Here is a 25,725-nt window from a genome sequence, read left to right as displayed (position 1 = left end):
CTTGGACAAGAAGGAAATATTTGATTCTGTCAGCAATATGGAAGAACAGATTGGACATTTATATAAGCAGCTTGGAGAATTAAAAGAGCACCTTGCCCTTATTATCGAAGAGAACAACACTGTGTTGGTGGAAAACAGCCATCTCCGTAAGCGTCTGGAACAGATGACGAAAGAGGAGGAACAAGCCTCTACCACCAAACAGAAGCACAAGAAAAAACAGCAAGAGCAAAACAAGCAAACCGATGTGGGTGAGGGTTATGATAATTTGGCCAGGCTGTACCAAGAAGGGTTTCATATATGCAACCTGAATTTCGGCAGCCCGCGAAAAGAAGGAGACTGTATGTTTTGCTTGTCTTTCCTTAATAAGAAGTAAAAAGTCGCTTCTCCGGTAATCGGATGGCGGCTTTTTACTTTCTTTTAGCTACCCAGGAAGAGATTGGTGGTCCCAACTAACTTCTATAGATTTCCGTTCCAGGTGTTCGCTTACCGCGGGGAGGTGCTTGAGCCTCCTCACAACGCTTCAGGGGTCTCAAGTCTACCGCTACCTCCCGCCGGAGTCTCACCTTGCACTACAATCTACAGGGGAATCCTTACATAATTCGATACGCTCCTTTTTCGCGTTTAACAGATCCATTTCTCCTAGATTTTGAAATGGTATATTCTTATTTGCTCCTTATGTTTTTCATGGGACTTACGTTATAATAGGGAAAGATTATGGTACGAAAGGGTTTTTTAGATGGTGGAGCTTATTGGTGATGAACGCCTGGATTATTTGTTGGCGGAGAATTTACGGATTATACAGAGCCCCTCTGTGTTTTCCTTTTCCTTGGATGCCGTGCTGTTAGCGCAGTTTGCATACGTTCCGATACAAAAGGGCAATATTATGGATTTGTGTACGGGGAACGGAATCATCCCGCTATTGTTAAGTAAACGTACAAAGGGTACTATAACTGGTGTCGAGATACAGGATCGGCTGGCTCATATGGCGAATAGAAGTATTGCCTATAATGGACTGGAAGATCGCCTGACCATTATGAACAAGGATTTGAAAGAGCTACCTGCCATGCTGCAAAATAAAAAATTCGATGTGGTAACGTGCAATCCTCCTTATTTTCCCTTGGCCGAAAAGGAAGAGAAAATAAACAGTAATATTCACTATGCCATTGCAAGGCATGAAATAGAATGCACACTGGAAGACGTTGTCCGTGTCAGTGGGCATATTGTCAAACAGGGTGGAAAAGTGGCATTTGTACATCGCCCAGGAAGACTCCTTGATATTATAACGTTGATGAGGAAATACCGATTAGAGCCGAAGCGTCTTCAATTTGTCCATTCCAAGCTTGGGAAGCCAGCTAACACACTTCTAATAGAAGGCATAAAGGATGGAAACCCAGATCTAAAAATCCTTCCTCCTTTATTAGTCTACGATGAAAACGGCGAATACACCCCTGAAGTAAGAAAAATGCTCTTCGCTGAAAGCGAAGCTCAGTGCGGAAATTAACAGCGATGCTTAACAAGTAACTAAAAAATAAACGAGGGATTCAAAGTGGAAATATGGCAACAGAACAGTTTCTCCAATTCATATACGCAAGGAAGATTATATCTAATCCCAACACCTATCGGGAATCTAGAGGACATAACCTACCGCTCATTAAGGCTGTTGAAAGAAGTTAATTTTATTGCAGCCGAAGATACAAGAAACACAAAGAAACTTTGTAATTATTTTGAAATATCAACTCCGCTTATCAGTTATCATGAGCACAATAAAGAACAGAGTGGAAAAAAAATAATTGACCTTTTAAAAGAAGGGAAGGATGTAGGACTTGTAAGCGATGCAGGCATGCCTTCCATATCTGATCCGGGTTATGAAATAGTAGTGGAAGCTCTGGAGGAGAAGCTTTTTGTGGTTCCGCTGCCTGGGGCAAATGCTGCTTTGACAGCATTGATTGCCTCCGGTCTCGTGTCACAGCCGTTTTATTTTTACGGCTTTCTCGATCGCCAGAAGAAGGAAAAGAAAAAAGAACTTGAGCGGCTGAAAAAGCTGACAGATACGTTTATACTTTACGAATCCCCGCACCGCTTGAAGGATACGCTCAGCTTGATGAACGAAATACTCGGTAACAGGTCTATCGTAGTGAGCAGGGAGCTGACGAAAAAGTTTGAAGAGTTCACCAGAGGAAATATCTCAGAAGTACTGGCTCTGTATGAAGAGCAAGGTATCAAAGGGGAATGTTGCATTATAATAGAAGGAAACAGGGAGGAAGTTCACGAAGAAGAGGATTTCTGGTGGAAAGACCTTTCCCTTTTAGAGCATGTGCAACAAATAATGGAGAAAGAAAGCTGTTCCTCCAAAGAAGCCATCAAGCAAGTATCCAAGGAGCGGAATCTGCCAAAAAGAGAAGTGTATCAAGCATTTCACGTTGACTTGGAAACATAAGTTGAAAAGAATATAAAAGTTACAATAAACCAATAAAAAAGAGGTTGCCGCGGCAACCTCTTTTGTCGTATTTATTTTGTTTGCAAGCTATTTTGAATCTCTTGGATAATTTTTTCTGCACCTTCACGACTAAGGATGATTTTTCCATCAGCTAACGTAAGGTTGCCGTCAGAAACTTCACCAGTTACTTGGCAAGTCATGTTCGGCTTGTATTTTTTCAAGATGATTTTTTCATCATCAACATAGATTTCTAAAGCATCTTTCTCAGCAATTCCTAATGTTCTGCGAAGCTCGATAGGAATAACCACACGGCCTAACTCGTCAACTTTACGTACAATACCAGTAGATTTCATAAGAAAAATACCCCTCTCTGATTTTAAAAGTTTATAATATTAATAATCTATCATTTTCGTCATTATTCGACAAATCTAATGTGTTTTAATCATAACAAGATTTACAAAATCCGTCAACAATAATGTTTGAAAATATTTGTATTTCTTTTAAAAAATGTATTAGAAAAGCGGGGAAAACGCACTTAAATAAGGGTTTACCAGAATTGGTCCTCGGTTAACATTTACAATTACTTACTAATTTTCAATAGAATACTAACATAATTATAAACATAATTCGACAAAATTCAACTATTAAATTCGACAAATTTTTCGACAAAAGTTGATTACCCAGATGATTTATTTGAAGTGGAGTGGAAATCGGGGAAGAAGGGAAAAAGTTTTTGCTCAATCCTTAACAATACCGGCCCAAACCATGTATAATAGTTATAAAAAATAGGTTATGATGTTCTTATATATATACGAAGTTGAAAACGCTCATCGCTCTCGTCCATTGGGCGGGAGTTTTCTGCTTTTATATGTTTCGATTATAGGGAGGTAATTTTTGATGGTAGCCGATAAAAAAACTTTTTACATTACAACACCTATCTATTATCCAAGTGGTAATTTACATATTGGTCATGCTTATACGACTGTGGCGGGAGACGCAATGGCTCGTTACAAACGACTGAAAGGCTTTGATGTGATGTACTTGACCGGTACGGACGAACATGGCCAGAAAATTCAGCGTAAAGCAGAAGAAAAAGGTATTACTGCTCAAAGCTATGTGGATGATATTGTTTCTGGAATCAAAGAATTATGGGAAAAACTAGACATTTCCTATGATGATTTCATACGGACGACCGAAAACCGACACAAAGAAGTAGTAGAAAAGATTTTCAAGCAATTGCTAGACCAAGGAGATATATACCTGGATGAATACGAAGGATGGTATTCAGTTCCGGATGAAACGTATTACCGTGAGCATCAGCTTGTCGACCCTATCAAGGAGAACGGTAAAGTGGTAGGCGGGAAAAGTCCTGATAGCGGACATCCAGTGGAATTGGTAAGAGAGCAATCCTATTTCTTCCGCATGGGCAAGTATGTGGACCGTCTGCTTCAGTATTATGAGGAAAACCCGGAGTTCATTCAACCGGAATCCAGGAAAAATGAAATGGTCAACAACTTCATCAAGCCTGGACTTGAAGACCTTGCCGTTTCCAGAACGTCCTTTGATTGGGGGGTTAAGGTTCCCGGAGATCCTAAACATGTCATTTATGTATGGATTGATGCGCTATCCAACTACATTACCGCCCTTGGTTACGGTACGGACAATGATGAGAAATACATGAAATACTGGCCGGCTGATGTTCACCTTGTAGGAAAAGAGATTGTTCGTTTCCACACTATCTACTGGCCAATCATGCTGATGGCATTGGACCTTCCACTGCCGAAAAAAGTTTTTGCACACGGCTGGTTGCTCATGAAAGATGGAAAAATGTCCAAGTCAAAAGGGAATGTGGTTGACCCGGTTACCCTGATCGACCGTTATGGCCTTGATGCACTGAGATATTACCTGTTAAGAGAGGTTCCGTTCGGAGCGGATGGCGTCTTCACACCGGAAGGCTTCGTGGAAAGAGTGAACTTCGACTTAGCTAACGATCTAGGAAACCTGTTGAACAGAACAGTTGCTATGATCGACAAGTATTTCGACGGCGAGGTTCCTGTGTACAACGGGAAGGTGACAGAGTTTGATCAGACGTTAAGTGTTCTGGCCGAAAACACTGTTCAACAGTATGAGAACGCGATGGAGAACATGGAATTCTCCGTGGCATTATCCTCTATCTGGCAACTTGTAAGTAGAACGAATAAATATATAGACGAAACACAGCCTTGGGTCCTGGCGAAAAGCGAAGATACAAAAGAGCAGCTTGCTTCGGTTATGGCCCATCTGGCAGAATCTCTTCGTTTCATCGGCATCCTGTTGAAGCCGTTCCTTACGAGAACACCTGGAAAGATATTCGCACAACTTGGTGTGGATGACTCTCTGGCAACATGGGAAAGCCTATCAAGCTTCGGGCAGATTCCTGCTGGAACGAAAACGGTGAAATCAGACCCTATCTTCCCTCGACTGGATGTAAAAGAAGAAGTGGAACACATCAAGAGCGTAATGCAGCCTCCTGCACCTGCCGAAAAGGTGGAAGAGAAAGCGGTGGAAGAGGCTCCACCTGTCTCCGAGGAAATTACGTTTGATGATTTCATGAAAATAGATTTGCGTGTTGCGGAAGTGACCCACTGTGAACCGGTGAAAAAGGCCGACAAGTTATTGAAGCTTCAATTGGACCTTGGATATGAAAAGAGACAAGTGGTTTCCGGAATCGCCAAGTTCTACAAACCGGAAGAACTGGTAGGAAAGCGTGTCATTTGCGTGACGAACTTAAAGCCTGTTAAACTTCGTGGAGAGTTGTCGGAAGGAATGATCCTTGCCGGCGAAAAGGATGGAAAGCTGTCCTTAGCATCGGTTGATGCTTCTTTGCCATTAGGAGCAAAAGTAAAATAATTAGTTTATGGATAAAATAATTTTATAATAGAAGAGGTGTTTCACGTGTAACAACGGGCTGCACCTCTTTGTTTCTTTCGGAGAATATTATTTGTTTATATTATTTTAAGAAAGAGATTAGTAAGAGTTATCATTAATATAACGGGAGTGTTACATATGTTATTTGATACACATGTCCATTTGAATGCAGACCAATATGAGGAAGATCTGCAAGAAGTAATTGATAGAGCTCGTAAGGATAAAGTAGACAACATGGTAGTGGTAGGGTTTGACCGTAAAACTATAAACCGGGCAATGGAACTTGTGGAGAAGTATGATTTCCTTTACGCTGCTGTAGGTTGGCACCCGGTTGATGCAATAGATATGACAGATGAAGATCTTGCTTGGATAGAAGACCTTGCTGCCCATGACAAGGTAGTTGCCATTGGAGAGATGGGGCTCGATTATCATTGGGATAAATCCCCGAAAGATGTGCAAAAGGAAGTGTTCCGCAAGCAGATCCAATTAGCGAAAAAAGTGAAGCTTCCGATAGTCATTCATAACAGGGACGCAACGGCGGATGTCGTGGAAATACTGAAGGAAGAAGAGGCCAAGGAAGTAGGTGGCATCATGCATTGCTTCACGGGAAGTCTGGAAGTTGCAAAGGAATGTATGGAGATGAACTTCCATATCTCATTCGGAGGTCCGGTCACCTTTAAGAATGCAAAAAAACCAAAAGAAGTGGTAAAAGAGATCCCGATGGATAAACTTCTCATTGAAACAGACTGCCCGTATTTGACGCCCCATCCTTACCGCGGAAAAAGAAATGAACCCGCCTATGTCCGTCTGGTGGCAGAACAGATTGCTGAATTGAAAGAGATGACGGTAGAGGAAGTAGCAGAAATAACAACAGCAAATGCTAAAAAATTATTCGGCATAAAATGACAAAGAAATATGTCAAAAATCGCTGATACTTGTCCAAATTCGAGAAAAAACAAATAAGTTCTACCTATCTCCTTCTCTTCATAGGATAATCGTGTCGATAGTTTTCACTTTCCTTTTGTGGGAATCTTCTGCATAATAGACATTACGGTCGAGCTGATGGAAAGGGTTGACAAGTTACATAACTGTCTATATAATCCATTCGAGGAGAAGGAGGCGTTTTTTTACATGTTAGATAGCATGAAAAAACTGTTTTCTAGTACGTTGAGTAAGACGAAACTGGCTATTGTTATTACTAGTTTCATAGTCTTCTTAAGCTTACTTGGCTTTGGTGTCTTCCATGGCACAAAGGCTGCTGTAACAGTGAATGTGGATGGTGAGGAAGTCACGGTACGCACTCACGCAAAAACTGTAGCGGATATTCTGAAACAACTGGACATTACCGTTCATCCTGAGGACCGACTGGAACCTCCGGAGAATACCGTCGTCAGTAATTCCATGCAGATCGTCTGGGACCCGGCGAAAGAAGTGAAACTTGTCTTGGATGATAAGGAGCACTCCATTTTTACGACAGCAGAGACAGTACAAGAGTTATTAACAGAAGAAGATATAGATATACAAGAGCACGATAAAGTAAGTCAAGATTTAAATACCCCAATCAAGGATAATTTAATCATTGCCATTGAAAAGGCATTTGAAGTCACCTTGAACGTGGGGGGGGAAAAACAACAAGTTTGGTCTACTTCGACTACGGTCGCTGACTTTTTAGAACAGCACGATATCTCAGTAAATGATCTTGACCGAGTGGAGCCTAGTCTAGAAGAATTGGTAGCAAAAGATTCTGTAGTAAATATTACTAGAGTTGAAAAGGTCACCGATGTAGTGGAAGAGCCTATTGAATTTGGTGTTGTAACAAAAAATGATGGTTCCCTTGATAAGGGGAAGGAGCAAGTGGTCCAGCAAGGGCAAGAAGGGACCGTTGCCAATCATTATGAAGTCATTTTAGAGAATGGCAAAGAAGTGTCACGGGAATTGGTGAAAACAGAAACGGTGAAAGAATCATTGGATCGCATCGTAGCTGTTGGAACAAAAGCCCCGCCACCTCCGCAGCCACAACCTCAACAGGTCGTGTCACGTAGTACGGAATCAAGCTCCAAGGAGTTCTATGTTTCCTCTACAGCCTATACGGCGTATTGTAACGGATGTAGTGGTGTCACGAGTACAGGAATTAATTTACGAACAAATCCGGGTGCGAAAGTAATTGCAGTAGATCCTAGTGTCATCCCTTTAGGAACAAAGGTTTATGTTGAAGGGTACGGGTATGCAGTTGCTGGAGATACCGGTGGTGCTATCAAGGGTCACAAGATTGATGTGTTTTTCGCAGATAAAGATGCTGCTTACCGTTGGGGCAGAAAAAAAGTGAAAATCAAAATTCTTGATTAAATCGATAATTTACACAGCAGGGGTCACCATGCCTCTGCTTTTTTCTGTTCTTCTGTTAATATTAAATATAAGTTGAGCTTAAATATATATTAGTCAAAAAAGACAAAATAAAGTAGAATACATACTATTGCTTGATTTTGCTCTCTATAACATTAGACGTTTATCATAGACGGAAAGTTTCACTCTTTTGGAGGAAAAAATGAAAATAAAAGAAATCATTGTAGTAGAAGGAAAAGACGACACGGTTGCCATAAAAAGGGCGGTAGATGCAGACACGATTGAAACCGGCGGATCCGCCATCAATGAAGAAATCCTAAACCGAATCAAGCATGCGCAGGATACAAGAGGTGTCATTGTATTTACAGATCCGGACTATCCTGGGGAAAAGATCCGTCACACCATCAGGCAGGCAATCCCTGGGTGCAAGCATGCCTTTTTGCCAAAGGATAAGGCCCGCGGCAAAAACGGAAAAGGAATCGGAGTGGAGCATGCCACAATAAAGGATATTCAACAGGCACTTGATGGGTTACATCAGGAGTATGAACAGGAAACGGAAGAGATCCCGTTTGAAGTGCTTGTTCACTACGGACTTGTTGCCGGTCCAAAAGCGAAAGCGAAAAGAGAGCGTTTGGGCATGGCGCTGAACATCGGGTACACAAACGGCAAGCAGTTGCAGAAACGGCTGCGGATGTTTCATATCTCTTTGGAGCAATTAAAACAAGCATTGGCGAAAATAGATCAGGAGGAGCAATAAATGCATAAAGATATTGCCACACCGAAAAGAACGAAAGAGATTTTGGATAAGTACGGGTTCTCTTTTAAAAAGAGCTTAGGACAGAACTTTTTGATAGACACCAACATCCTCCGCAATATCGTGGAGTATGGCGAGGTATCGGAAAAAACGGCCGCGATTGAAATTGGTCCTGGGATCGGTGCATTGACCGAACAAATCGCCAAAAGGGCAGGTAAGGTGTTTGCATTTGAAATAGATCAGCGACTGCTGCCAATTTTGGAAGACACTCTTTCTCCATATAAAAATGTTACCGTCATCCATAAGGATATACTGAAAGCGGATGTGAACGAACTGATTGGAGAAGAGCTGAAGGAGTTTGAAGAAGTGAGGGTGGTGGCCAATCTTCCTTACTATGTCACCACACCAATCATTATGAAGCTGTTACAGGAAGGGTTGCCACTTGCAAGTATTACGGTCATGCTTCAGAAAGAAGTGGCGGAGCGGATGGCTGCAAAGCCTGGTAAGAAGGAGTATGGGTCGCTTTCCATTGCTGTGCAGTATTTTACAAAAGCCGAAACGGTGATGATTGTCCCGAAAACGGTCTTTGTTCCACAGCCTAATGTCGATTCTGCTGTCATCCGTTTAATTGTACGTGACGAGCCGCCTGTAAGGGTGAAGGATGAGGATTTCTTCTTTGAAGTGGTCCGTGCAAGCTTTGGACAAAGAAGAAAGACAATCCTTAACAACCTTACAAGCCATCTGCCGGACGGAAAGGCGAAAAAACAGGAAATAGAATCGGCACTTGCCAATAGCTCCATCGATCCGAAAAGACGTGGAGAGACTCTCTCAATTGAAGAGTTCGGTGCATTGAGTGATGAGTTATTCCCGCTATTCAAAACGGAAACGGCCTAATACAGGTCCGTTTTTTTTTTTTTGAAAAATTGATTCTGTTATGCACCGCTGTTGATTTCCGCATCGCGCTTCGCTTTCCACGGGGCTCCCGGACCGCCCACTGGAAAGCGAAGCGCCTGTAACGGAAATCAACCGCTATAAGATAACCATATAATTTACTATACAAAATAGACCGGGCGGTTTTTGCCTGGTTTTTCTTATACGCACCAACCTGTTACAGACCTTGGAAAGTGCTCACACACCTCCAGGAAGCTGCATACTCTAGGTTAGATAGACCGTTGGGGTAAATGCCTTCTCCCAGTTGGAGGGAAAATGATGAAACTGAAAATTGGAGACATTGTCGCGCGAAAATCATATGATTACGACCTATTGTTTCGTGTGGTGGATATATATGAAAATGAATTGAAGCAACGTATAGTGTTATTACATGGGGAAGACGTCAGGCTAATGGCCGATGCCCCGTACGATGATCTGAAAGTGGTAGATCTGCAAGAGCGGATGACAAGGCAGCAAAGGGTGGAGTCCAAGGTGAACAGGTCTCTGCAGCTATTGCAACAGGACTACCAACTAATACGGGAAAAGAATGAGTACGAGGCTACAGGTGGATACAGTACTGAGCAGAACTATTTCCAAGTGCCTGGGAAGGTCCTGCATTTGGATGGAGACCCCCTGTATTTAAAAAAATGTATGGAGCTTTATGAGAGAATTGGCGTACCAGTCCACGGGGTGCATGCGAGCGAAAAGGAAATGCCCCTTAAAATCACGGAGTTGATGGAAAGGTACCGACCCGATATTCTAGTAATTACAGGTCATGATGCTTACTCCAAAAGCAAGGGGAAGGTCTCTGATATCAAAGCATATCGACACTCCTGGCATTTTGTGCAGACGGTGAAGGAAGCACGAAGGATACAGCCGAACCTGGATCAGTTGGTTATCTTTGCAGGAGCCTGCCAATCCCATTTTGAATCGTTGATACAGGCAGGAGCCAATTTTGCCAGTTCGCCATCCAGAGTAAATATTCATGCATTGGACCCGGTGTATATTGTTGGCCGGATCTGCTTTACCCCTTTCATGGAAAGAGTGAATGTATGGGATCTATTGCGAAACACATTAACAGGCGATAAAGGACTTGGTGGAATAGAAACAAGGGGAGTTCTCCGAACGGGAATGCCATTCAGGCCATATAAAGATGAAGCAGAAGACGAAGACTCTTAGCGAGGAAAAGTTAAGGGTTTTTTTGTCGTATTCACAGTCCTGTTCAATCACTTGATTTATAAGGGTCTGGAACAGATTTTAAATTTTATACATAATTATTCTGGTTATTGTACAAAGTAATTGTAGACATATGGTGATAATTGTTGAATGAAATATATTGACAGGTTGCTTTAGGGGTTGTTATAATTTTAAGTTTTATTTGATTTTCTGTCAAAAATGTGTTAAACTAGATGTATTATAGTGAGGTGGAGTAAAATGGGAAAAACGTTAGTAGATATCAAAAGAACGTTAGATTCTAATTTAGGGAAAAAGTTAACTCTTCGTGCTAACGGTGGTCGTAGAAAGACAATTGAGCGCATTGGGATATTAGCGGAAACTTATCCATCGGTATTTGTGATAGAACTAGATCAAGACGAAAATGCTTTTGAACGTGTATCCTACAGCTATGCAGATGTCCTCACAGAGACGGTACAACTTACATTTTTTGAAGAAGGTAATATGGTTCTAAGTGGGCAGTAAACTATATGTTTGCTGCTTTTTATTTTGCCCCAAAAATGCCTTTTAATAACATAGCTGGTGATTGGAGCGAAAGGCGAAGACTCCTGCGGGAGGTAGCGGTAGGTTGAGACCCCGCAACGAAGAGAGGAGGCTCAAACACCGCCCCGCGGAAAGCGAAGCCTTGCGCGGAGATTAACAGCGGCGCATAACAGAACCTCACCTGTAAATACATATATATCCGCTTATAAAATGACAAAAGCTTTCCAATACTAATGATGTCGCCAATATTGATCATTAAGGGGGCTTTTATCATGAGCAGACGAAGAAGTGTTATGTCTCATCAGTTAAAAGAAGAACTGGCAAAAGAACTCGGCTTTTATGATGTAGTCCAAAGCGAAGGCTGGGGAGGAATAAAAGCGAAGGATGCCGGAAACATGGTCAAACGTGCAATAGAACTGGCAGAGCGACAACTTGTACAAAATCAGCAAAAATAACTGTGATCGCAAAACCGAAGTGGATGCCACTTCGGTTTTTTCAGCAAGTCACTCCTGTAGGCTGTTTTCGTAAATTTTTTTGCTTTTTCGTGTTTATAAACCAACCGTTATATTCCTTGCTATCGTGCTCTTTTCTTGGCTATACGGGAAAGACTACATGCCTATTTAAGAGCCGATAAGCGATAAAAAGTCCAATTGCCGACTTTTTACTGATGAATAGCAACAATCTTTAAGAAAAGAGCCTTACTGAAACATAATATTTCCCAATCATGGAGATATTTCTTACTCGGAATATGGTACAATACATAGATAATTGGAGACGAATAAAGTAGGTGAAGAAAGTGAGACTGTTAGAAAAAGCACCAGCGAAAATTAATTTGTCGCTAGATGTGCTAAAGAAGCGTCCAGACGGATTCCATGAAGTGAAAATGATTATGACCACCATCGACCTGGCAGACCGAATCGAGCTATCAGAACGTACCGATGGTCAAATCAGCATCATTTCGCACAATCGCTATGTTCCGGACGACAATCGAAATTTGGCTTACCAGGCAGCTGCTCTTTTGAAGGAAAGGTTCAACGTTAAGCAGGGGGTTTCCATTGGAATTACGAAAATGATTCCTGTTGCAGCAGGACTGGCAGGGGGAAGTAGTGATGCGGCCGCAACGCTACGCGGTTTGAACAAGCTATGGAAATTGGGCCTTTCTCTTGATGATCTTGCAGAGATCGGAGCGGAAATCGGTTCTGATGTTTCTTTCTGTGTGTATGGTGGTACTGCGCTTGCCACTGGAAGAGGGGAGATTGTAAAGCATATTCCCGCACCTCCACATAGTTGGATTGTTCTTGCCAAACCAACAATTGGAGTTTCAACAGCAGAAGTTTACAACAATTTGAACCTTGATAAAGTAGCCCACCCGGATGTTGAAGGCATGTTGGAGGCCATACATGAAAATGATTATGAAAAAATGGTCGGTCTTGTAGGGAATGTATTGGAGAGCGTCACGTTAAAGCTCTATCCAGAAGTTGCCCACATTAAAGATCAGATGAAGAAATTCGGAGCGGATGCTGTGCTGATGAGTGGAAGTGGCCCGACTGTCTTCGGGATTGTCCAGTATGACTCAAGAATGCACCGTATCTACAATGGCCTAAGAGGCTTTTGCGACCAGGTGTTTGCCGTCAGGATTCTTGGGGAGCGGAACAGTCTTGATTAAATCCGTATATTAATGTTATATTTACATTAGAATATTCGGATTTTAGGAGGAAAAAGCATGAAATTACGTCGAAGTGGTCGTCTTGTGGACATGACACATTATTTACTGCAGCATCCACAAGGATTAGTTCCGCTTTCCTTCTTTGCAGACCGTTATGGGTCCGCGAAGTCTTCCATCAGTGAAGATCTGGGAATCATTAAACAAACGTTCGAACAGCAGGGAATAGGAACGCTAGTTACCGTACCTGGCGCTGCCGGGGGTGTGCGGTATATTCCATATGTAAGTCATGAAGAGGCGTCTGCATATCTTGAGGAACTGTGTGGATTGATCGCAAAGCCGGAAAGGTTGCTTCCTGGCGGCTACCTGTATATGACGGACATCCTTGGGAACCCGAAAGTATTAAATAAAGTGGGGAAGATGTTTGCAACAGCATTCAGTCATAAAAAAGTGGATATTGTCATGACGATGGCCACTAAAGGCATTCCTCTTGCTCATGCAGTCGCAAGCTTCTTAAATGTACCGGTTGTCATTGTTAGACGTGACAGCAGGGTAACGGAGGGCTCCACCGTAAGCATTAATTATGTTTCCGGTTCATCCAAGCGGATTCAAACGATGGTACTAGCAAAACGAAGCTTGGAAACGGGGTCTAACGTATTAATTATAGATGACTTCATGAAAGCGGGAGGAACCGTAAGTGGGATGGTAAATCTGCTTGCTGAATTCCAAGCCAACGTAGCTGGAATCGGAATCCTCGTAGAATCGGAAAATATTGAAGAACGTCTTATCGATGATTATGTTTCATTGGTCAAGCTTGATAAAGTAAAAGAAAGAGACCGTCATATTGAAGTGCAACAAGGTAATTATCTTCAACATGTGCAAGACAATATAAAGTTTAAGTAAAGGGTGTGTAAGGAAATGAAAGTTGTTCATACAGACGCTGCTCCAAAAGCAATAGGTCCATACTCCCAGGGGATTACAGTCAATAACCTGTTTTACAGCTCCGGTCAGATACCGTTATTGCCTAACGGCGAATTGCTTGAAGGGGATGTAAAGGCACAAACGCATCAGGTGTTTAAAAACTTGCAGGCTGTATTGGAGGAGGCTGGCGCTTCTTTGGAAACGGTAGTGAAAGCAACTGTTTTCATTAAAGATATGAACCAGTTCGGGGAAATCAACGAGGTGTATGGTGAGTACTTTCATACACATAAGCCCGCAAGATCTTGTGTCGAAGTGGCACGATTGCCGAAAGATGTTCTTGTAGAAATAGAAGTAATCGCACTAGTAAAATAGAATCTGTTCTTTTTTACACCATTTTGCCCAAAATTTTCAAAAAAATTTTTGAAAATAAGAAGGAATTCTAGAAAATTTAGAGAATTTATAATACTAAGTTTTTTATTGGGACAAAAGGTGGTGAGCAGAATGGAAGTAACAGACGTAAGATTACGCCGCGTAAATACCGATGGTCGCATGAGAGCTATCGCATCCATCACGTTGGATCATGAATTCGTTGTTCATGACATCCGTGTAATTGATGGAAACAACGGCTTGTTCGTTGCGATGCCAAGTAAACGTACGCCGGATGGGGAATTCCGTGATATCGCGCATCCGATCAATTCCGGAACGCGTGGAAAAATTCAGGAAGCGGTTCTAACAGAATACCACCGCTTAGGCGAATTAGAAGTAGAATACGAAGAAGCAGGAGCTTCTTAATCGATAGAAGATGAAACAGGCTGAGTTTTTTTAGAGCCTGTTTTTTCTTTTGGCTGGATATTAGAGGCTGTTTTCGTAAATTTTGTTGCTTTTTCGTATTTATCAACCAACCGTTATATTCCTTACTGTCGTGCTCTTTTCTCGGGTATCCAGAGTAAACTACATGCCTATTTTTGAGTAGATAAGCCGTAAAAAGTCCAATAGCCGACTTTTTACTAGTGAATAGCAACAAACTTTGAGAAAAGAGCCATTTTAGAAGACTCTTTTCTCAAAGTTTGTTGTTAATAGCCAGAAACTTTAAGAAAAGAGCCTACTTATTTGTCAAAAAAATGTACTTTCGTGTACTTCCTTGAAATAGGCACCGTTTTAGGATATATTCGTAATGGATAATTAGGTGAAAATGGAGGCCGTTATGATAAATCGATATGCCGTAATATTAGCAGCTGGTCAAGGTACACGGATGAAATCTAAATTATATAAAGTGTTACATCCTGTTTGTGGCAAACCGATGGTACAACATGTAGTCGATCATGTATCTGCACTGAACTTTGAAAAAATAGTGACAGTGGTTGGACATGGAGCGGAAACAGTAAAAAGCCATCTGGGAACGAAGAGTGAATACGCCCTGCAAGCAGAGCAACTGGGAACGGCACATGCTGTCATGCAAGCCGCACCGATGTTACAGGATAAAAAAGGCGTAACCTTGGTTATTTGTGGAGATACTCCACTTATCACACCAGAAACGATGCAGGAACTGCTTGATTTGCATGAAAACACTGGAGCGAAGGCTACTATTCTTACAGCTTATGCGGAAGATCCTACTGGTTATGGACGAATTATCCGTAACAATGAAGGACATGTCGGGAAAATCGTGGAGCACAAAGATGCGAGTGAGGAAGAGCGGAAGGTGACAGAAATCAATACTGGCACATACTGCTTTGATAACGAAGCTCTTTTTACAGCTCTTAACAATGTTTCCAATGACAACGTTCAAGGTGAGTACTACCTGCCGGATGTCATAGAAATTTTGAAAGAACAAGGTGATATCGTTTCTGCCTATCAGACATTGGACTTTGATGAAACGCTTGGAGTCAATGACCGAGTAGCACTTTCTCAAGCGGAAAAAACAATGAAGAAAAGAATCAACAAAAAACATATGGTCAATGGAGTAAGCATCATAGATCCGGACAATACGTATATTTCTGCAGATGCAGTGATTGGCAGGGATACTGTCATCAACCCTGGGACCGTCATTTTGGGTGCTGTCCAAATAGGAGAAGATTGCACAATCGGTCCGAACTCTGAAATTAAAGACTGCAAAATAGGGGACCGTACAATCATTCGCCAATCAGTGGCGCATGACAGCGGAATCGGAAACGATGTAAACATAGGACCGTTTGCCCATGTTAGACCAGAATCCAAAATTGGGAATGAAGTGAAGCTTGGCAACTTTGTAGAAGTGAAAAAAGCGACCTTCGGAAATGGAAGCAAGGCTTCTCACCTTAGCTATATCGGGGACGCTGAAGTTGGAGTTGATGTGAATCTCGGATGCGGTTCGATCACAGTCAACTATGATGGAAAAAACAAATATTTAACAAAGATTGAAGATGGAGTTTTTGTAGGCTGCAATTCCAACTTGGTGGCGCCTGTGACAATCGGTAAGAACGCCTATGTTGCAGCAGGATCCACCATAACAGAAGATGTACCTGGAGAAGCGCTGTCGATAGCTCGCGCGCGTCAAGTGAATAAAGAAAACTATGTAGGAAAGCTTCACAATAAATAGGCTCTTATAAAGTTCTATAAAATGATTCTGATGATGTAGAGTGTTTTATAGCTGTTGATTGGAGCATAGGGCGAAGACTCCTGAGGGAGCTAGCGGTAACTTGTGACCCCGCAGGCTTGCCGAGGAGGCTCCAGCAGCACCCCTAGGAAAGCGAAGCCCGGTGCGGAAATCAACAGCGGTGTTAACAGAGTCACAAAATAAAGCCATTAAATAAACCTAGCGGAGGGTTCAAGTTATCATGCCAAAGTATGCCGATTCTAATCTAAAGATTTTCACGTTAAATTCCAATACAGCCTTAGCAGAAGAAATTGCACAACATGTGGGTGTTCCAATTGGGAAATGCTCGGTAGCTCGTTTCAGTGATGGAGAGGTTCAAATCAACATTGAAGAAAGTATCCGTGGTTGTGATGTGTATGTTATCCAATCTACAAGCGCACCAGTGAATGAACATATAATGGAGACGCTTATTATGATTGATGCACTTAAACGCGCCTCTGCAAAAACAATCAACATTGTGATGCCATACTACGGTTACGGTAGACAAGACCGTAAAGCACGAGCACGTGAGCCGATTACTGCCAAATTAGTGGCAAACCTTCTGGAAACTGCTGGAGCGGACCGCGTTATTACGCTTGATCTGCATGCGCCACAGATTCAAGGATTCTTTGATATCTTAATTGATCACTTAATAGGAGTTCCTATTTTGGCGGAGTACTTTGACAGCAAAGAACTAGAAGACCTTGTTATCGTGTCTCCTGACCATGGTGGAGTAACAAGAGCCAGAAAACTGGCAGACCGTCTGAAAGCACCAATCGCCATCATTGACAAACGCAGACCTCGCCCCAATGTTGCGGAAGTCATGAACATTGTTGGTCATATTGAAGGAAGAACGGCAATCTTGATTGATGACATGATCGATACAGCCGGTACGATTACATTAGCAGCTAATGCCCTGATTGAAAATGGAGCGAAGGAAGTGTATGCATGCTGTACACATCCGGTTCTATCAGGTCCGGCGATTGAACGTATCCAAAATTCCAGAATTAAAGAATTGGTTGTTACCAACACCATTTCATTACCGGAAGAGAAAAAGGTAGAAAAAATCACGCAGCTATCCGTGGCAAAACTTATTGCAGAAGCAATTATCCGTGTTCATGAAGAGAAATCTGTAAGTACTTTATTCGATTAATCTTATTAGATTATGTTTAACCTTCCTGAAGTTGGGGAAATTGTATGAGAGACAAGTATTTTATTTTCCCAGGAAGGTGATTAGAATGTCAGTATTACATGCAAATGAACGTACAGAATTCAAAAGATCTTCAAGAACGAAAGTCCGTGAGGAAGGATTAATTCCAGCGGTTGTATATGGGAATGATACAGAAAATAAATCTATTACTGTCGATAGTAAAGAATTTATTAAAACGATTCGTGAAACCGGACGAAACGGCATCATTTCACTTGAGATCGGTTCAGATAAGCGAAAAGTAATGCTTTACGATTATCAAATCAATCCACTGAAAAGTTTGGAATTCGTCCACCTGGATTTCCATGTAGTCGATTTCAAATCTGAGATTGATGTGGATGTCACGGTTCATGTTACAGGAGATGCTGCAGGAGTGAAGGATGGAGGAGTACTGCAACAAGTGCTTCACGAAGTATCTATCAAATCACTTCCGAATAATGTTCCAGAATATATCGATGTGGATGTATCCGAGCTTCAAGTGAATGAAAACATCTCTATCGGTGACTTGGACACATCAGGCAAATATAGCTTTAATCACGAAGAAGATGAAGTGGTTGCTTCCATCTTACCTCCGCGACAAGAGGAAGAAATTGACCCTGGCGAAGAGCAAGAACCAGGCGAGCCTGAACTTGTAGAAGGCAGAGAAAAAAGTGAAAGCACAGAGGAGGAGGCGTAACCTTATGGGTTACGTCTTTTCTCTTGTTTAAGGAGCACCGCCCCGCGTAAAGCGAATGCCTGAAACGGAAATCAACAGGGAGTTAACCCCAATCCATTCGGATATAGAAGATTTGCATTTCCATTCTTCTTATTTCCTTTTCACGTCAGGTTCAAGTAAAATGGTAGATAGCGAATAGGTTTGTGGGAGGTATCCATGAAGAAATTTTTGCGTTCCTTATTTGGAATAGAGGAAGAGGTTTCAGGAGGAGAAAAAATGAAGGTTTTTGTTGGGCTGGGAAATCCAGGCCGTCAATATGAAGAAACAAGGCATAATATCGGCTTTATGGTGATAGATGAATTAGCGGAGAAATGGAGTATCCCGTTGACGCAATCCAAGTTCAAAGGAATATTTGGCCAAGGTATGATAAACGGTGAAAAGGTACTATTGGTGAAGCCTCTTACATATATGAATTTATCAGGTGAGTGTGTACGCCAGTTATTGGACTTCTACAAGCTTGATGTAGAGGATCTAGTGGTAATCTATGACGACCTTGATTTGCCTGCAGGGAAACTGCGCCTGCGACAGAAGGGGAGTGCAGGTGGGCATAATGGAATAAAATCATTGATACAACATCTGCAGACACAAAATTTCAACCGAATCAGAATGGGAATTGATCGTCCGAAAAATGGACCGTCCATATCCGACTATGTGTTGGGCAAATTCCACTCAGAAGAACGCCCTGCCATTGATGATAGTGTGAAGAAAGCTACTGAAGCCTGTGAGGAACATCTGTCCAAAGATTTTCTGCAAGTAATGAATACATTTAATCAGTAATAGAAATGTAAAGAAGTCTGACTGTCTTTCCGGAGTTCATACACCTGGTGCAAGCGATCTTGTATAACAATGTTTCCCCCTGTTTATACTAGTGATAAAAGGGGCCATTTTCGCAGTTTTGCTGCTGGTGAGTATGTGTAATTATTGCATACCCCATCAATCCTATCGAAAAGAGCCTGGTATATGAGGGGGGAAGAAGATGTCTATCCATTATCATTGCAGGCATTGCGGCTATAAGGTCGGGACCATTGAATCCAAGTCGGTGTTCACGGAAGAACTGGGTTTTCATCAATTGTCAGATTCGGAACGACATGAAATGATAGCATATCAACAAAATGGTGATGTACATGTTAAAACAATTTGTGAGGATTGCCAAGAAGCGCTGGATCGAAATCCAAGCTGGCATGAACAAGAACGGTTTATACAATAGATTTGCTTTGGTGGGATACCAAAGCCTTTTTGCGTCTAGGAAACGAAATGATAAATATACCGAAACAATTGAGAGAGGGGGGTGCTGTTATGAAAGGATTCATTCCATACTTCAGTGAAAATGACGATTTCCAATCGGTTCTGGTCGGCTTGCAGGAAGGCTTGAATGAACAGTTGGTTTCAGGAATATCCAATTCAGCACGATCCATGCTGATAGCTGCGTTGTATGAAGAGAGAAAAGCGCCTATCTTGCTCATCACGCATAATCTATATCATGCACAAAAGGTGTACGATGACCTTGCGGGTTTTCTGCCAGAGGATGAACTCTACTTGTATCCGGTCAACGATGTATTGGCAGCGGAAATCGGTATTGCAAGCCCTGAACTAAAGGCTCAGCGAGTAGATGCACTTAATCACTGGTCATCTAGAAAGAATGGTATTGTCATTGCACCGATTGCAGGCTTGAAACGGATCCTTCCATCCATGGACAAATGGCAGCAGACATTGTTGACCATTGAAGTGGAAAAGACGATGGAAATGGATAACTTCGCAGAACGCTTAGTCAGGTTTGGTTATCAACGCGTGGGCATGGTCGCAACGCCAGGTGACTTCAGCATCAGAGGGGGAATTATCGACATATACCCCATTACAGAGGAGTATGCGGTACGTATCGAGCTTTTTGATGATGAGGTGGAGTCCATCCGCTATTTTACCGTGGACGATCAACGGTCACAAAAGAGTATGGATAAAGTCACCATCGGACCAGCCACCGAAATGCTTCTGACTGACCAAGAGCTTGCTAATGGACGGGAAACTCTAGAAAAAGAATTGGCGAAAACAATAAAAAAAGTGAAAAACGAGAAAGTGAAACAGCTGTTAACGGAAAATATCTCCTATGAAATAGAGCAGATACGCAATGGACAAGTGTTTTCTGAGTTGTACAAATACCTCTCTTTCTTTTATAATACGCCAGCTAGTTTACTAGATTATCTTCCTGAAGGCGGCATGGTAATCATGGATGAAATCAGCCGTATCCATGAAACGGCAGAGAGTCTGGACAAAGAGGAAGCGGAGTGGCTTGTGGAGCTTTTGACAGAAGGAAAAGCGGTGCATGATTTGACGTTCTCACATTCTTTTGCACAGATTGTACATAGCAAAAAGCATCCGTTCCTTTATTTATCGCTGTTCTTAAGAGCGGTACCACATACTCATCCTGAAAACCTGATCAGTATGTCCTCTAAGAGCATGCAACATTTCCACGGGCAGATGCATCTATTGAAATCCGAAGTGGACCGCTGGAGAAAGGCCAACTACGCTGTGGTGGTCCTTGCTTCCAATCAGGAACGGATGGAAAAATTGGAGACTGTATTTGCAGATTATGAAATGGATATCCGAAAGCTTTCAAAAGGATCGGCATTTGCTCATGGAGAGGTTCAAATTCTAGAGGGAGATCTGCACTCCGGATTTGAATTGCCCATGCAAAAGCTTGCGGTCATTACTGAGGAAGAGCTCTTCAAAAAGAAGGCTAAGAAGCCAAAAAACAGGCAGAAGCTTTCCAATGCAGAACGCATCAAGAACTATTCGGAACTGAATGTGGGCGATTATGTGGTTCATATCAACCACGGCATCGGAAAGTATCTGGGAATTGAAACACTCGATATTAATGGGCTTCATAAAGATTATATTCATATAAAATATCAAGGCTCCGACAAGCTTTATGTACCTGTCGAGCAGATAGACCAGGTCCAGAAATATGTGGGATCAGAAGGAAAAGAACCGAAAGTCTATAAATTGGGTGGAACAGACTGGAAAAAGGTAAAAAGCAAGGTGGAATCTTCTGTTCAGGATATTGCCGACGATCTCATCAAGCTGTATGCCGAAAGAGAAGCCAGTGTCGGGCATACCTTTTCACCGGACGGGGAGATGCAACGGGAATTTGAAGCGACCTTCCCGTATCAGGAAACAGAAGATCAGTTGCGCTCGATTCATGAAATTAAACTGGATATGGAAAAAACACGCCCTATGGACCGCTTGTTATGTGGTGATGTGGGTTATGGAAAAACAGAGGTCGCAATCAGGGCGGCATTTAAGGCCATAGCAGATGGCAAACAGGTGGCCCTATTGGTGCCAACAACCATTCTGGCACAACAGCATTATGAAACCATACGGGAAAGATTCCAGGAGTACCCGATAAATATTGGGCTCATGAGCCGCTTCCGTTCGAGAAAACAGCAGACGGAAACGATGAAGGGGCTAGGAAATGGAACGGTTGATATAGTCATAGGAACACACCGATTATTATCCAAGGATATTAAATATAAGGACTTGGGATTACTGATTATTGATGAGGAGCAACGTTTTGGAGTCACCCACAAGGAAAAAATCAAACAGCTCAAAGCCAATATTGATGTACTTACATTGACGGCAACCCCGATTCCTCGGACGCTTCATATGTCGATGCTTGGTGTCCGTGATCTGTCAGTCATTGAAACACCGCCGGAAAACCGCTTCCCTGTCCAAACATATGTCATGGAATATAACGGAAACCTGGTAAAAGAAGCGATTGAAAGGGAGCTGGCGCGCGGCGGTCAGATTTACTTCTTATATAACAGAGTGGAGGATATCGAGCGGAAGGCTGATGAGATCTCCATGCTGGTTCCGGACGCCCGTGTCACATATGCTCATGGGAAAATGAGCGAGAATGAATTGGAGTCGGTGATGATCGAATTCCTCGAAGGGGAGGCGGAAGTGCTTGTTAGTACAACCATCATCGAGACAGGGGTGGATATACCTAATGTAAATACCCTGATCGTCTTTGATGCCGACCGGATGGGATTGTCACAGCTCTACCAGCTAAGAGGACGTGTAGGAAGATCAAATCGTGTGGCCTATGCCTATTTCACCTATCGAAAAGATAAAGTGCTGACGGAAGTGGCCGAGAAAAGATTGCAATCTATAAAAGAGTTCACAGAGCTTGGATCCGGTTTTAAAATCGCTATGCGTGACCTCTCCATCCGTGGAGCTGGCAATCTGCTTGGCGCCCAACAGCATGGCTTTATCGACTCAGTCGGTTTTGATATGTACTCCCAGATGCTAAAAGAAGCAATTGAGCAGCGCCAAGCACCTACAGAAACGAAGAAGGCACATGAGATTTCCATTGATGTGGAGCTTGATGCCTATATTCCGGAATCCTACATTGCGGACAGTAAACAAAAGATTGATATGTATAAACGATTCAGGGGACTAGAAACACAGGAAGACCTCGTAGAGCTACAGGATGAAATGAAAGACCGTTTTGGAAACTATCCTAAAGAGGTCGATTATTTGTTCCAAGTGTCAGAAATGAGGGTGCACGGTCTTAAAGAAAAAGTGGATTACGTCAAGCAAACAAAACAGGATCTCGTCATCCTCCTCTCTGAGGAAGCCAGTGAACTCATTGATGGACAGAAGCTTTTCTTGCTTGGAAATGAATTTGGCAGAATGGTCAGCCTGGGGATGGAAGGTAAGAAGCTGAAGATTGTCATCCAGACCAAGCGAACTTCGACAGAAGAGTGGATATATATTGCCATTTCTATGATAAAAGGATTAGAAAAAGTTAAAAAAGAAAGTGTAAATGCTTCCTAAAAGGTTTGAGTTTGTGAAAAGTTGTCTATATAAATACTGGGGGAATTTACTATCAGAAAAAAACTTTTCCAACATGTATATAACTCCCTGAGTGTAGGATACTAACTTCAACGAATGGTGAATTCTTCAAAATCAGGACATCTTGATCAATTCCACCAATTTAACTCATCTCTTTTTATCATCGGATGAAGGAGGCAACCTAAGAAATGAAAGCAACTGGTATAGTTCGTCGTATTGATGACCTCGGTCGCGTTGTAATTCCTAAAGAAATAAGAAGAACCCTGCGTATTCGCGAGGGTGACCCGCTTGAAATCTTTGTCGATCGGGATGGAGAGGTAATCTTAAAGAAATACTCTCCGATTAGTGAGCTTGGCGATTTTGCTAAGGAATATGCCGAAGCTCTCTATGATAGTCTGGGACACCCTGTATTAATCTGTGATCGCGATACGTTCATTGCCGTCGCTGGCAGCTCCAAAAAGGAATATTTGAGCAAAAGCGTCAGCGAAGTCGTGGAGAAATCCATGGAAGACCGAAATTCCGTATTGAAAACGGATGAACAACAAGTGGCAATTGTCGATGGGCACACAGAAACGCTAGCATCTTATACCATTGGACCTATCGTAGCTAACGGAGATCCAATAGGTGCAGTCGTTATCATGTCCAAAGATAAATCTCTTGGTGAAGTGGAACAGAAAGCTGTGGAAACAGCTGCCGGCTTCTTAGCAAGACAGATGGAGCACTAATATTAGGTGGAAGCAGCAGATATTCGATCTGCTGCTTCTTTTCTTTGGGGCGTGTACCACACAAACTTTTTTCAAAAGGCTGTTTTCGTAAACTTTGTTGTTTTTTCGTTTTTATAAACCAACCGTTATATTCCTTACGGTCGTGCTCTTTTCTCGAGTATCGAGAGTAAACTACATGCCTATTTTAGAGTAAATAAGTCGTAAAAAGTCCAATAACCGACTTTTTACTAGTGAATAGCAACAATCTTTGAGAAAAGAGCCTTTCAAAAATATGCTATAATTATACAATTGCACGAATACCTTTAAGGCGGGCTTTTTATGAATGATTTATCACCACACTCCTATCAAAAGGTCTGGAGGGGCGCAATGATTCTAACCATTGCAGGAATCCTCACCAAAATCCTTAGCGCAGCATATCGCGTTCCTTTTCAGAACATCGTAGGAGATGTAGGATTCTATATTTATCAGCAGGTATATCCCTTCTTTGGGGTAGCCGTTATTTTATCTACATATGGTTTTCCGGTCGTAATCTCTAAAATTATTGCAGAACATCCTGAAGAGACCAGGGAACAGGCAGCAAGAAAAATCCGATGGGTATCTTTCTTTTTTCTTACGTTGCTAGGTTTGGCTTTTTTCTTGCTCCTTTACTTTGGTGCACCGCACGTGGCTGCCTTTATGGGAGATATCGAGCTTGCGATATTAATAAAAATTGTGGCATTCTCCTTTCTGTTGCTGCCATTAGTCTCCGTGTGGCGTGGGAGCTTTCAGGGCCTTGGAGAGATGACTCCGACAGCCGTTTCCCAAGTAAGTGAACAGTTGATCAGAGTTGGAACCATCCTGGTGCTATCCTACCTGTTGGTGAACGCGGGCTTTTCGCTTTATGAAGTTGGCGCAGGTGCCATTTTCGGTTCGGTAGCAGGAGGGTTTGCTGCGGTCCTGGTACTGTTGTCCTTTTATCAAAGAAGGAAAAGGGAGCAGAAACAAACGTTTGTAACTACAAAAATGCTTCCGTCTTCGAAATCTATTGTAAAGGTCCTTTTGCTTCAAGGCTTTACGATTTGTATCAGTTCTCTATTGTTGGTTCTTTTTCAAATGGTCGATGCGTTTACCATCTATGCATGGCTATTGGAAAGCGGGGTTGATGCTCAGAGTGCCAAAGAGCTGAAAGGCGTATATGACAGGGGGCAGCCTCTTATCCAGCTTGGTACAGTGGTAGCTACTGCCTTCTCATTATCCCTTGTTCCATATATAATCCTTTCGAAGCGGAAAGAAGCGGAAGTAAAAGAGAAAATAAGCCTCTCGATTCGTGTCAGCATCGGTGTCGGTGCTGGGGCGGCTGTAGGTCTTGCATGGCTGATCAAACCAGTAAATATGATGCTTTTTTCCAATGAAGAAGGCTACAACGTTCTACTAGTACTTGGCTTGTCGATTCTGTTTTGTAGTATCGCCCTAACAGCAGCGGCTATCTTGCAGGGACTTGGAAACACCTATCTTCCTGCCCTTTTTGTGGTAATTGGAATTGGACTAAAATATTTACTTAATGTCATTTTAATACCCTCCTATTCAACAATGGGAGCGGCAAGCAGTACATTGATCGCCTTCGGTTCGGTTGCTGTTATGTTGGTCCTGGCTTTGAAAAAGAAGACGGGAACCTCCATTTTTGAGAGAATGCCAACCATTCCGTTGCTTGTGAGTATCGCCGTGATGTCCGCCGCTTTGGCGCTCTATCTTTTACTCACGGACGCATTTATTGGCCACAGTCGGCCACTGGCCACCATCCAGAGCTTACTGGGAGTAGGAATTGGCGGAACCATCTATCTATTAATGTTGATAAAAAACCACTTCTTTACTAGAGAGGAGCTCTTGCTTCTCCCGTTAGGAAAAAAACTGGTGAAACTAGTAAAAATCTAATCCATTTTTAAATGTTCCCCCTGTTAACTGAAGTGCA

The 25,725-nt window shown here is 42.4% G+C and carries 24 protein-coding genes; 23 read left to right on the top strand and 1 reads right to left on the bottom strand.

Annotated elements, in window-relative coordinates:
• Position 1 precedes the first annotated feature (1 nt).
• The 3 genes from yabA to rsmI all read left to right on the top strand — a co-directional run bounded on the left by yabA (position 2) and on the right by rsmI (position 2,437).
• On the top strand, positions 2-373 hold the full coding sequence (yabA, locus tag AB685_RS20405) for a DNA replication initiation control protein YabA (RefSeq protein ID WP_047972431.1): 372 nt from the start codon (positions 2-4) through the stop codon (positions 371-373).
• A 363-nt stretch (positions 374-736) separates the two neighbouring features.
• Positions 737-1,501, top strand: coding sequence for a tRNA1(Val) (adenine(37)-N6)-methyltransferase (locus AB685_RS20400; RefSeq protein WP_047972430.1), 765 nt, complete (start codon positions 737-739; stop codon positions 1,499-1,501).
• 51 nt (positions 1,502-1,552) lie between these two features.
• Positions 1,553-2,437: a 16S rRNA (cytidine(1402)-2'-O)-methyltransferase gene (gene rsmI, locus AB685_RS20395; RefSeq protein ID WP_047972439.1), complete on the top strand. Its 885-nt coding sequence runs from the start codon at positions 1,553-1,555 to the stop codon at positions 2,435-2,437.
• Between the two features lie 71 nt (positions 2,438-2,508).
• On the opposite strand, the gene AB685_RS20390 is transcribed toward rsmI, so the two are convergent.
• Positions 2,509-2,790, bottom strand: a complete 282-nt coding sequence (locus AB685_RS20390) for an AbrB/MazE/SpoVT family DNA-binding domain-containing protein (protein ID WP_047972429.1) — start codon at positions 2,788-2,790, stop codon at positions 2,509-2,511.
• A 544-nt stretch (positions 2,791-3,334) separates the two neighbouring features.
• Between AB685_RS20390 and metG the strand changes: the two genes are divergently transcribed.
• The 20 genes from metG (at position 3,335) to AB685_RS20290 (ending at position 25,688) form a co-directional block, all read left to right on the top strand.
• Positions 3,335-5,326, top strand: coding sequence for a methionine--tRNA ligase (gene metG / locus AB685_RS20385; RefSeq protein ID WP_047972428.1), 1,992 nt, complete (start codon positions 3,335-3,337; stop codon positions 5,324-5,326).
• A gap of 156 nt (positions 5,327-5,482) precedes the next feature.
• Positions 5,483-6,250, top strand: coding sequence for a TatD family hydrolase (locus AB685_RS20380; RefSeq protein ID WP_047972427.1), 768 nt, complete (start codon positions 5,483-5,485; stop codon positions 6,248-6,250).
• A 237-nt stretch (positions 6,251-6,487) separates the two neighbouring features.
• On the top strand, positions 6,488-7,690 hold the full coding sequence (locus AB685_RS20375) for a G5 and 3D domain-containing protein (RefSeq protein WP_241773350.1): 1,203 nt from the start codon (positions 6,488-6,490) through the stop codon (positions 7,688-7,690).
• A 199-nt stretch (positions 7,691-7,889) separates the two neighbouring features.
• A complete protein-coding gene (gene rnmV, locus AB685_RS20370) occupies positions 7,890-8,444 on the top strand; it encodes a ribonuclease M5 (protein ID WP_198530548.1) in 555 nt (184 codons plus the stop codon).
• The gene (gene rsmA, locus AB685_RS20365) at positions 8,445-9,335 is read left to right on the top strand and encodes a 16S rRNA (adenine(1518)-N(6)/adenine(1519)-N(6))-dimethyltransferase RsmA (RefSeq protein ID WP_047972424.1); all 891 of its coding nucleotides are present in this window, start codon (positions 8,445-8,447) and stop codon (positions 9,333-9,335) included.
• Positions 9,336-9,650: 315 nt separating this feature from the next.
• Positions 9,651-10,550 (top strand): sporulation peptidase YabG, encoded by a 900-nt coding sequence (gene yabG, locus AB685_RS20360; protein WP_047972423.1) that lies wholly within the window; start codon positions 9,651-9,653, stop codon positions 10,548-10,550.
• A gap of 255 nt (positions 10,551-10,805) precedes the next feature.
• Entirely contained in the window at positions 10,806-11,069 is a 264-nt protein-coding gene (locus AB685_RS20355) for a Veg family protein (protein WP_047972422.1), read from the top strand.
• 290 nt (positions 11,070-11,359) lie between these two features.
• Positions 11,360-11,542, top strand: a complete 183-nt coding sequence (locus AB685_RS20350) for a small, acid-soluble spore protein, alpha/beta type (RefSeq protein WP_047972421.1) — start codon at positions 11,360-11,362, stop codon at positions 11,540-11,542.
• 341 nt (positions 11,543-11,883) lie between these two features.
• Complete coding sequence (gene ispE / locus AB685_RS20345) at positions 11,884-12,753, top strand: 4-(cytidine 5'-diphospho)-2-C-methyl-D-erythritol kinase (RefSeq protein WP_047972438.1); 870 nt, start codon at positions 11,884-11,886, stop codon at positions 12,751-12,753.
• A gap of 57 nt (positions 12,754-12,810) precedes the next feature.
• Positions 12,811-13,653, top strand: a complete 843-nt coding sequence (purR, locus tag AB685_RS20340) for a pur operon repressor (RefSeq protein WP_047972420.1) — start codon at positions 12,811-12,813, stop codon at positions 13,651-13,653.
• Between the two features lie 15 nt (positions 13,654-13,668).
• A complete protein-coding gene (gene ridA, locus AB685_RS20335; RefSeq protein WP_047972419.1) occupies positions 13,669-14,043 on the top strand; it encodes a 2-iminobutanoate/2-iminopropanoate deaminase in 375 nt (124 codons plus the stop codon).
• Positions 14,044-14,172: 129 nt separating this feature from the next.
• Positions 14,173-14,463, top strand: coding sequence for a septation regulator SpoVG (gene spoVG, locus AB685_RS20330; RefSeq protein ID WP_047972418.1), 291 nt, complete (start codon positions 14,173-14,175; stop codon positions 14,461-14,463).
• A gap of 412 nt (positions 14,464-14,875) precedes the next feature.
• On the top strand, positions 14,876-16,246 hold the full coding sequence (glmU, locus tag AB685_RS20325) for a bifunctional UDP-N-acetylglucosamine diphosphorylase/glucosamine-1-phosphate N-acetyltransferase GlmU (protein WP_047972417.1): 1,371 nt from the start codon (positions 14,876-14,878) through the stop codon (positions 16,244-16,246).
• 235 nt (positions 16,247-16,481) lie between these two features.
• Positions 16,482-17,435, top strand: coding sequence for a ribose-phosphate diphosphokinase (locus AB685_RS20320; protein ID WP_198530549.1), 954 nt, complete (start codon positions 16,482-16,484; stop codon positions 17,433-17,435).
• A gap of 85 nt (positions 17,436-17,520) precedes the next feature.
• Positions 17,521-18,165: a 50S ribosomal protein L25/general stress protein Ctc gene (locus tag AB685_RS20315; protein WP_047972415.1), complete on the top strand. Its 645-nt coding sequence runs from the start codon at positions 17,521-17,523 to the stop codon at positions 18,163-18,165.
• A gap of 255 nt (positions 18,166-18,420) precedes the next feature.
• Entirely contained in the window at positions 18,421-18,981 is a 561-nt protein-coding gene (gene pth, locus AB685_RS20310) for an aminoacyl-tRNA hydrolase (protein WP_277814301.1), read from the top strand.
• 199 nt (positions 18,982-19,180) lie between these two features.
• A complete protein-coding gene (locus tag AB685_RS20305) occupies positions 19,181-19,411 on the top strand; it encodes an anti-sigma-F factor Fin family protein (protein ID WP_047972413.1) in 231 nt (76 codons plus the stop codon).
• 89 nt (positions 19,412-19,500) lie between these two features.
• On the top strand, positions 19,501-23,034 hold the full coding sequence (gene mfd, locus AB685_RS20300) for a transcription-repair coupling factor (protein ID WP_047972412.1): 3,534 nt from the start codon (positions 19,501-19,503) through the stop codon (positions 23,032-23,034).
• Positions 23,035-23,240: 206 nt separating this feature from the next.
• A complete protein-coding gene (gene spoVT, locus AB685_RS20295; RefSeq protein ID WP_047972411.1) occupies positions 23,241-23,777 on the top strand; it encodes a stage V sporulation protein T in 537 nt (178 codons plus the stop codon).
• Between the two features lie 318 nt (positions 23,778-24,095).
• Entirely contained in the window at positions 24,096-25,688 is a 1,593-nt protein-coding gene (locus tag AB685_RS20290; protein WP_047972410.1) for a polysaccharide biosynthesis protein, read from the top strand.
• Positions 25,689-25,725: the final 37 nt, after the last annotated feature.

Source organism: Bacillus sp. LL01, assembly GCF_001037965.1.
This window is presented reverse-complemented; position numbering and strand designations above follow the sequence as displayed.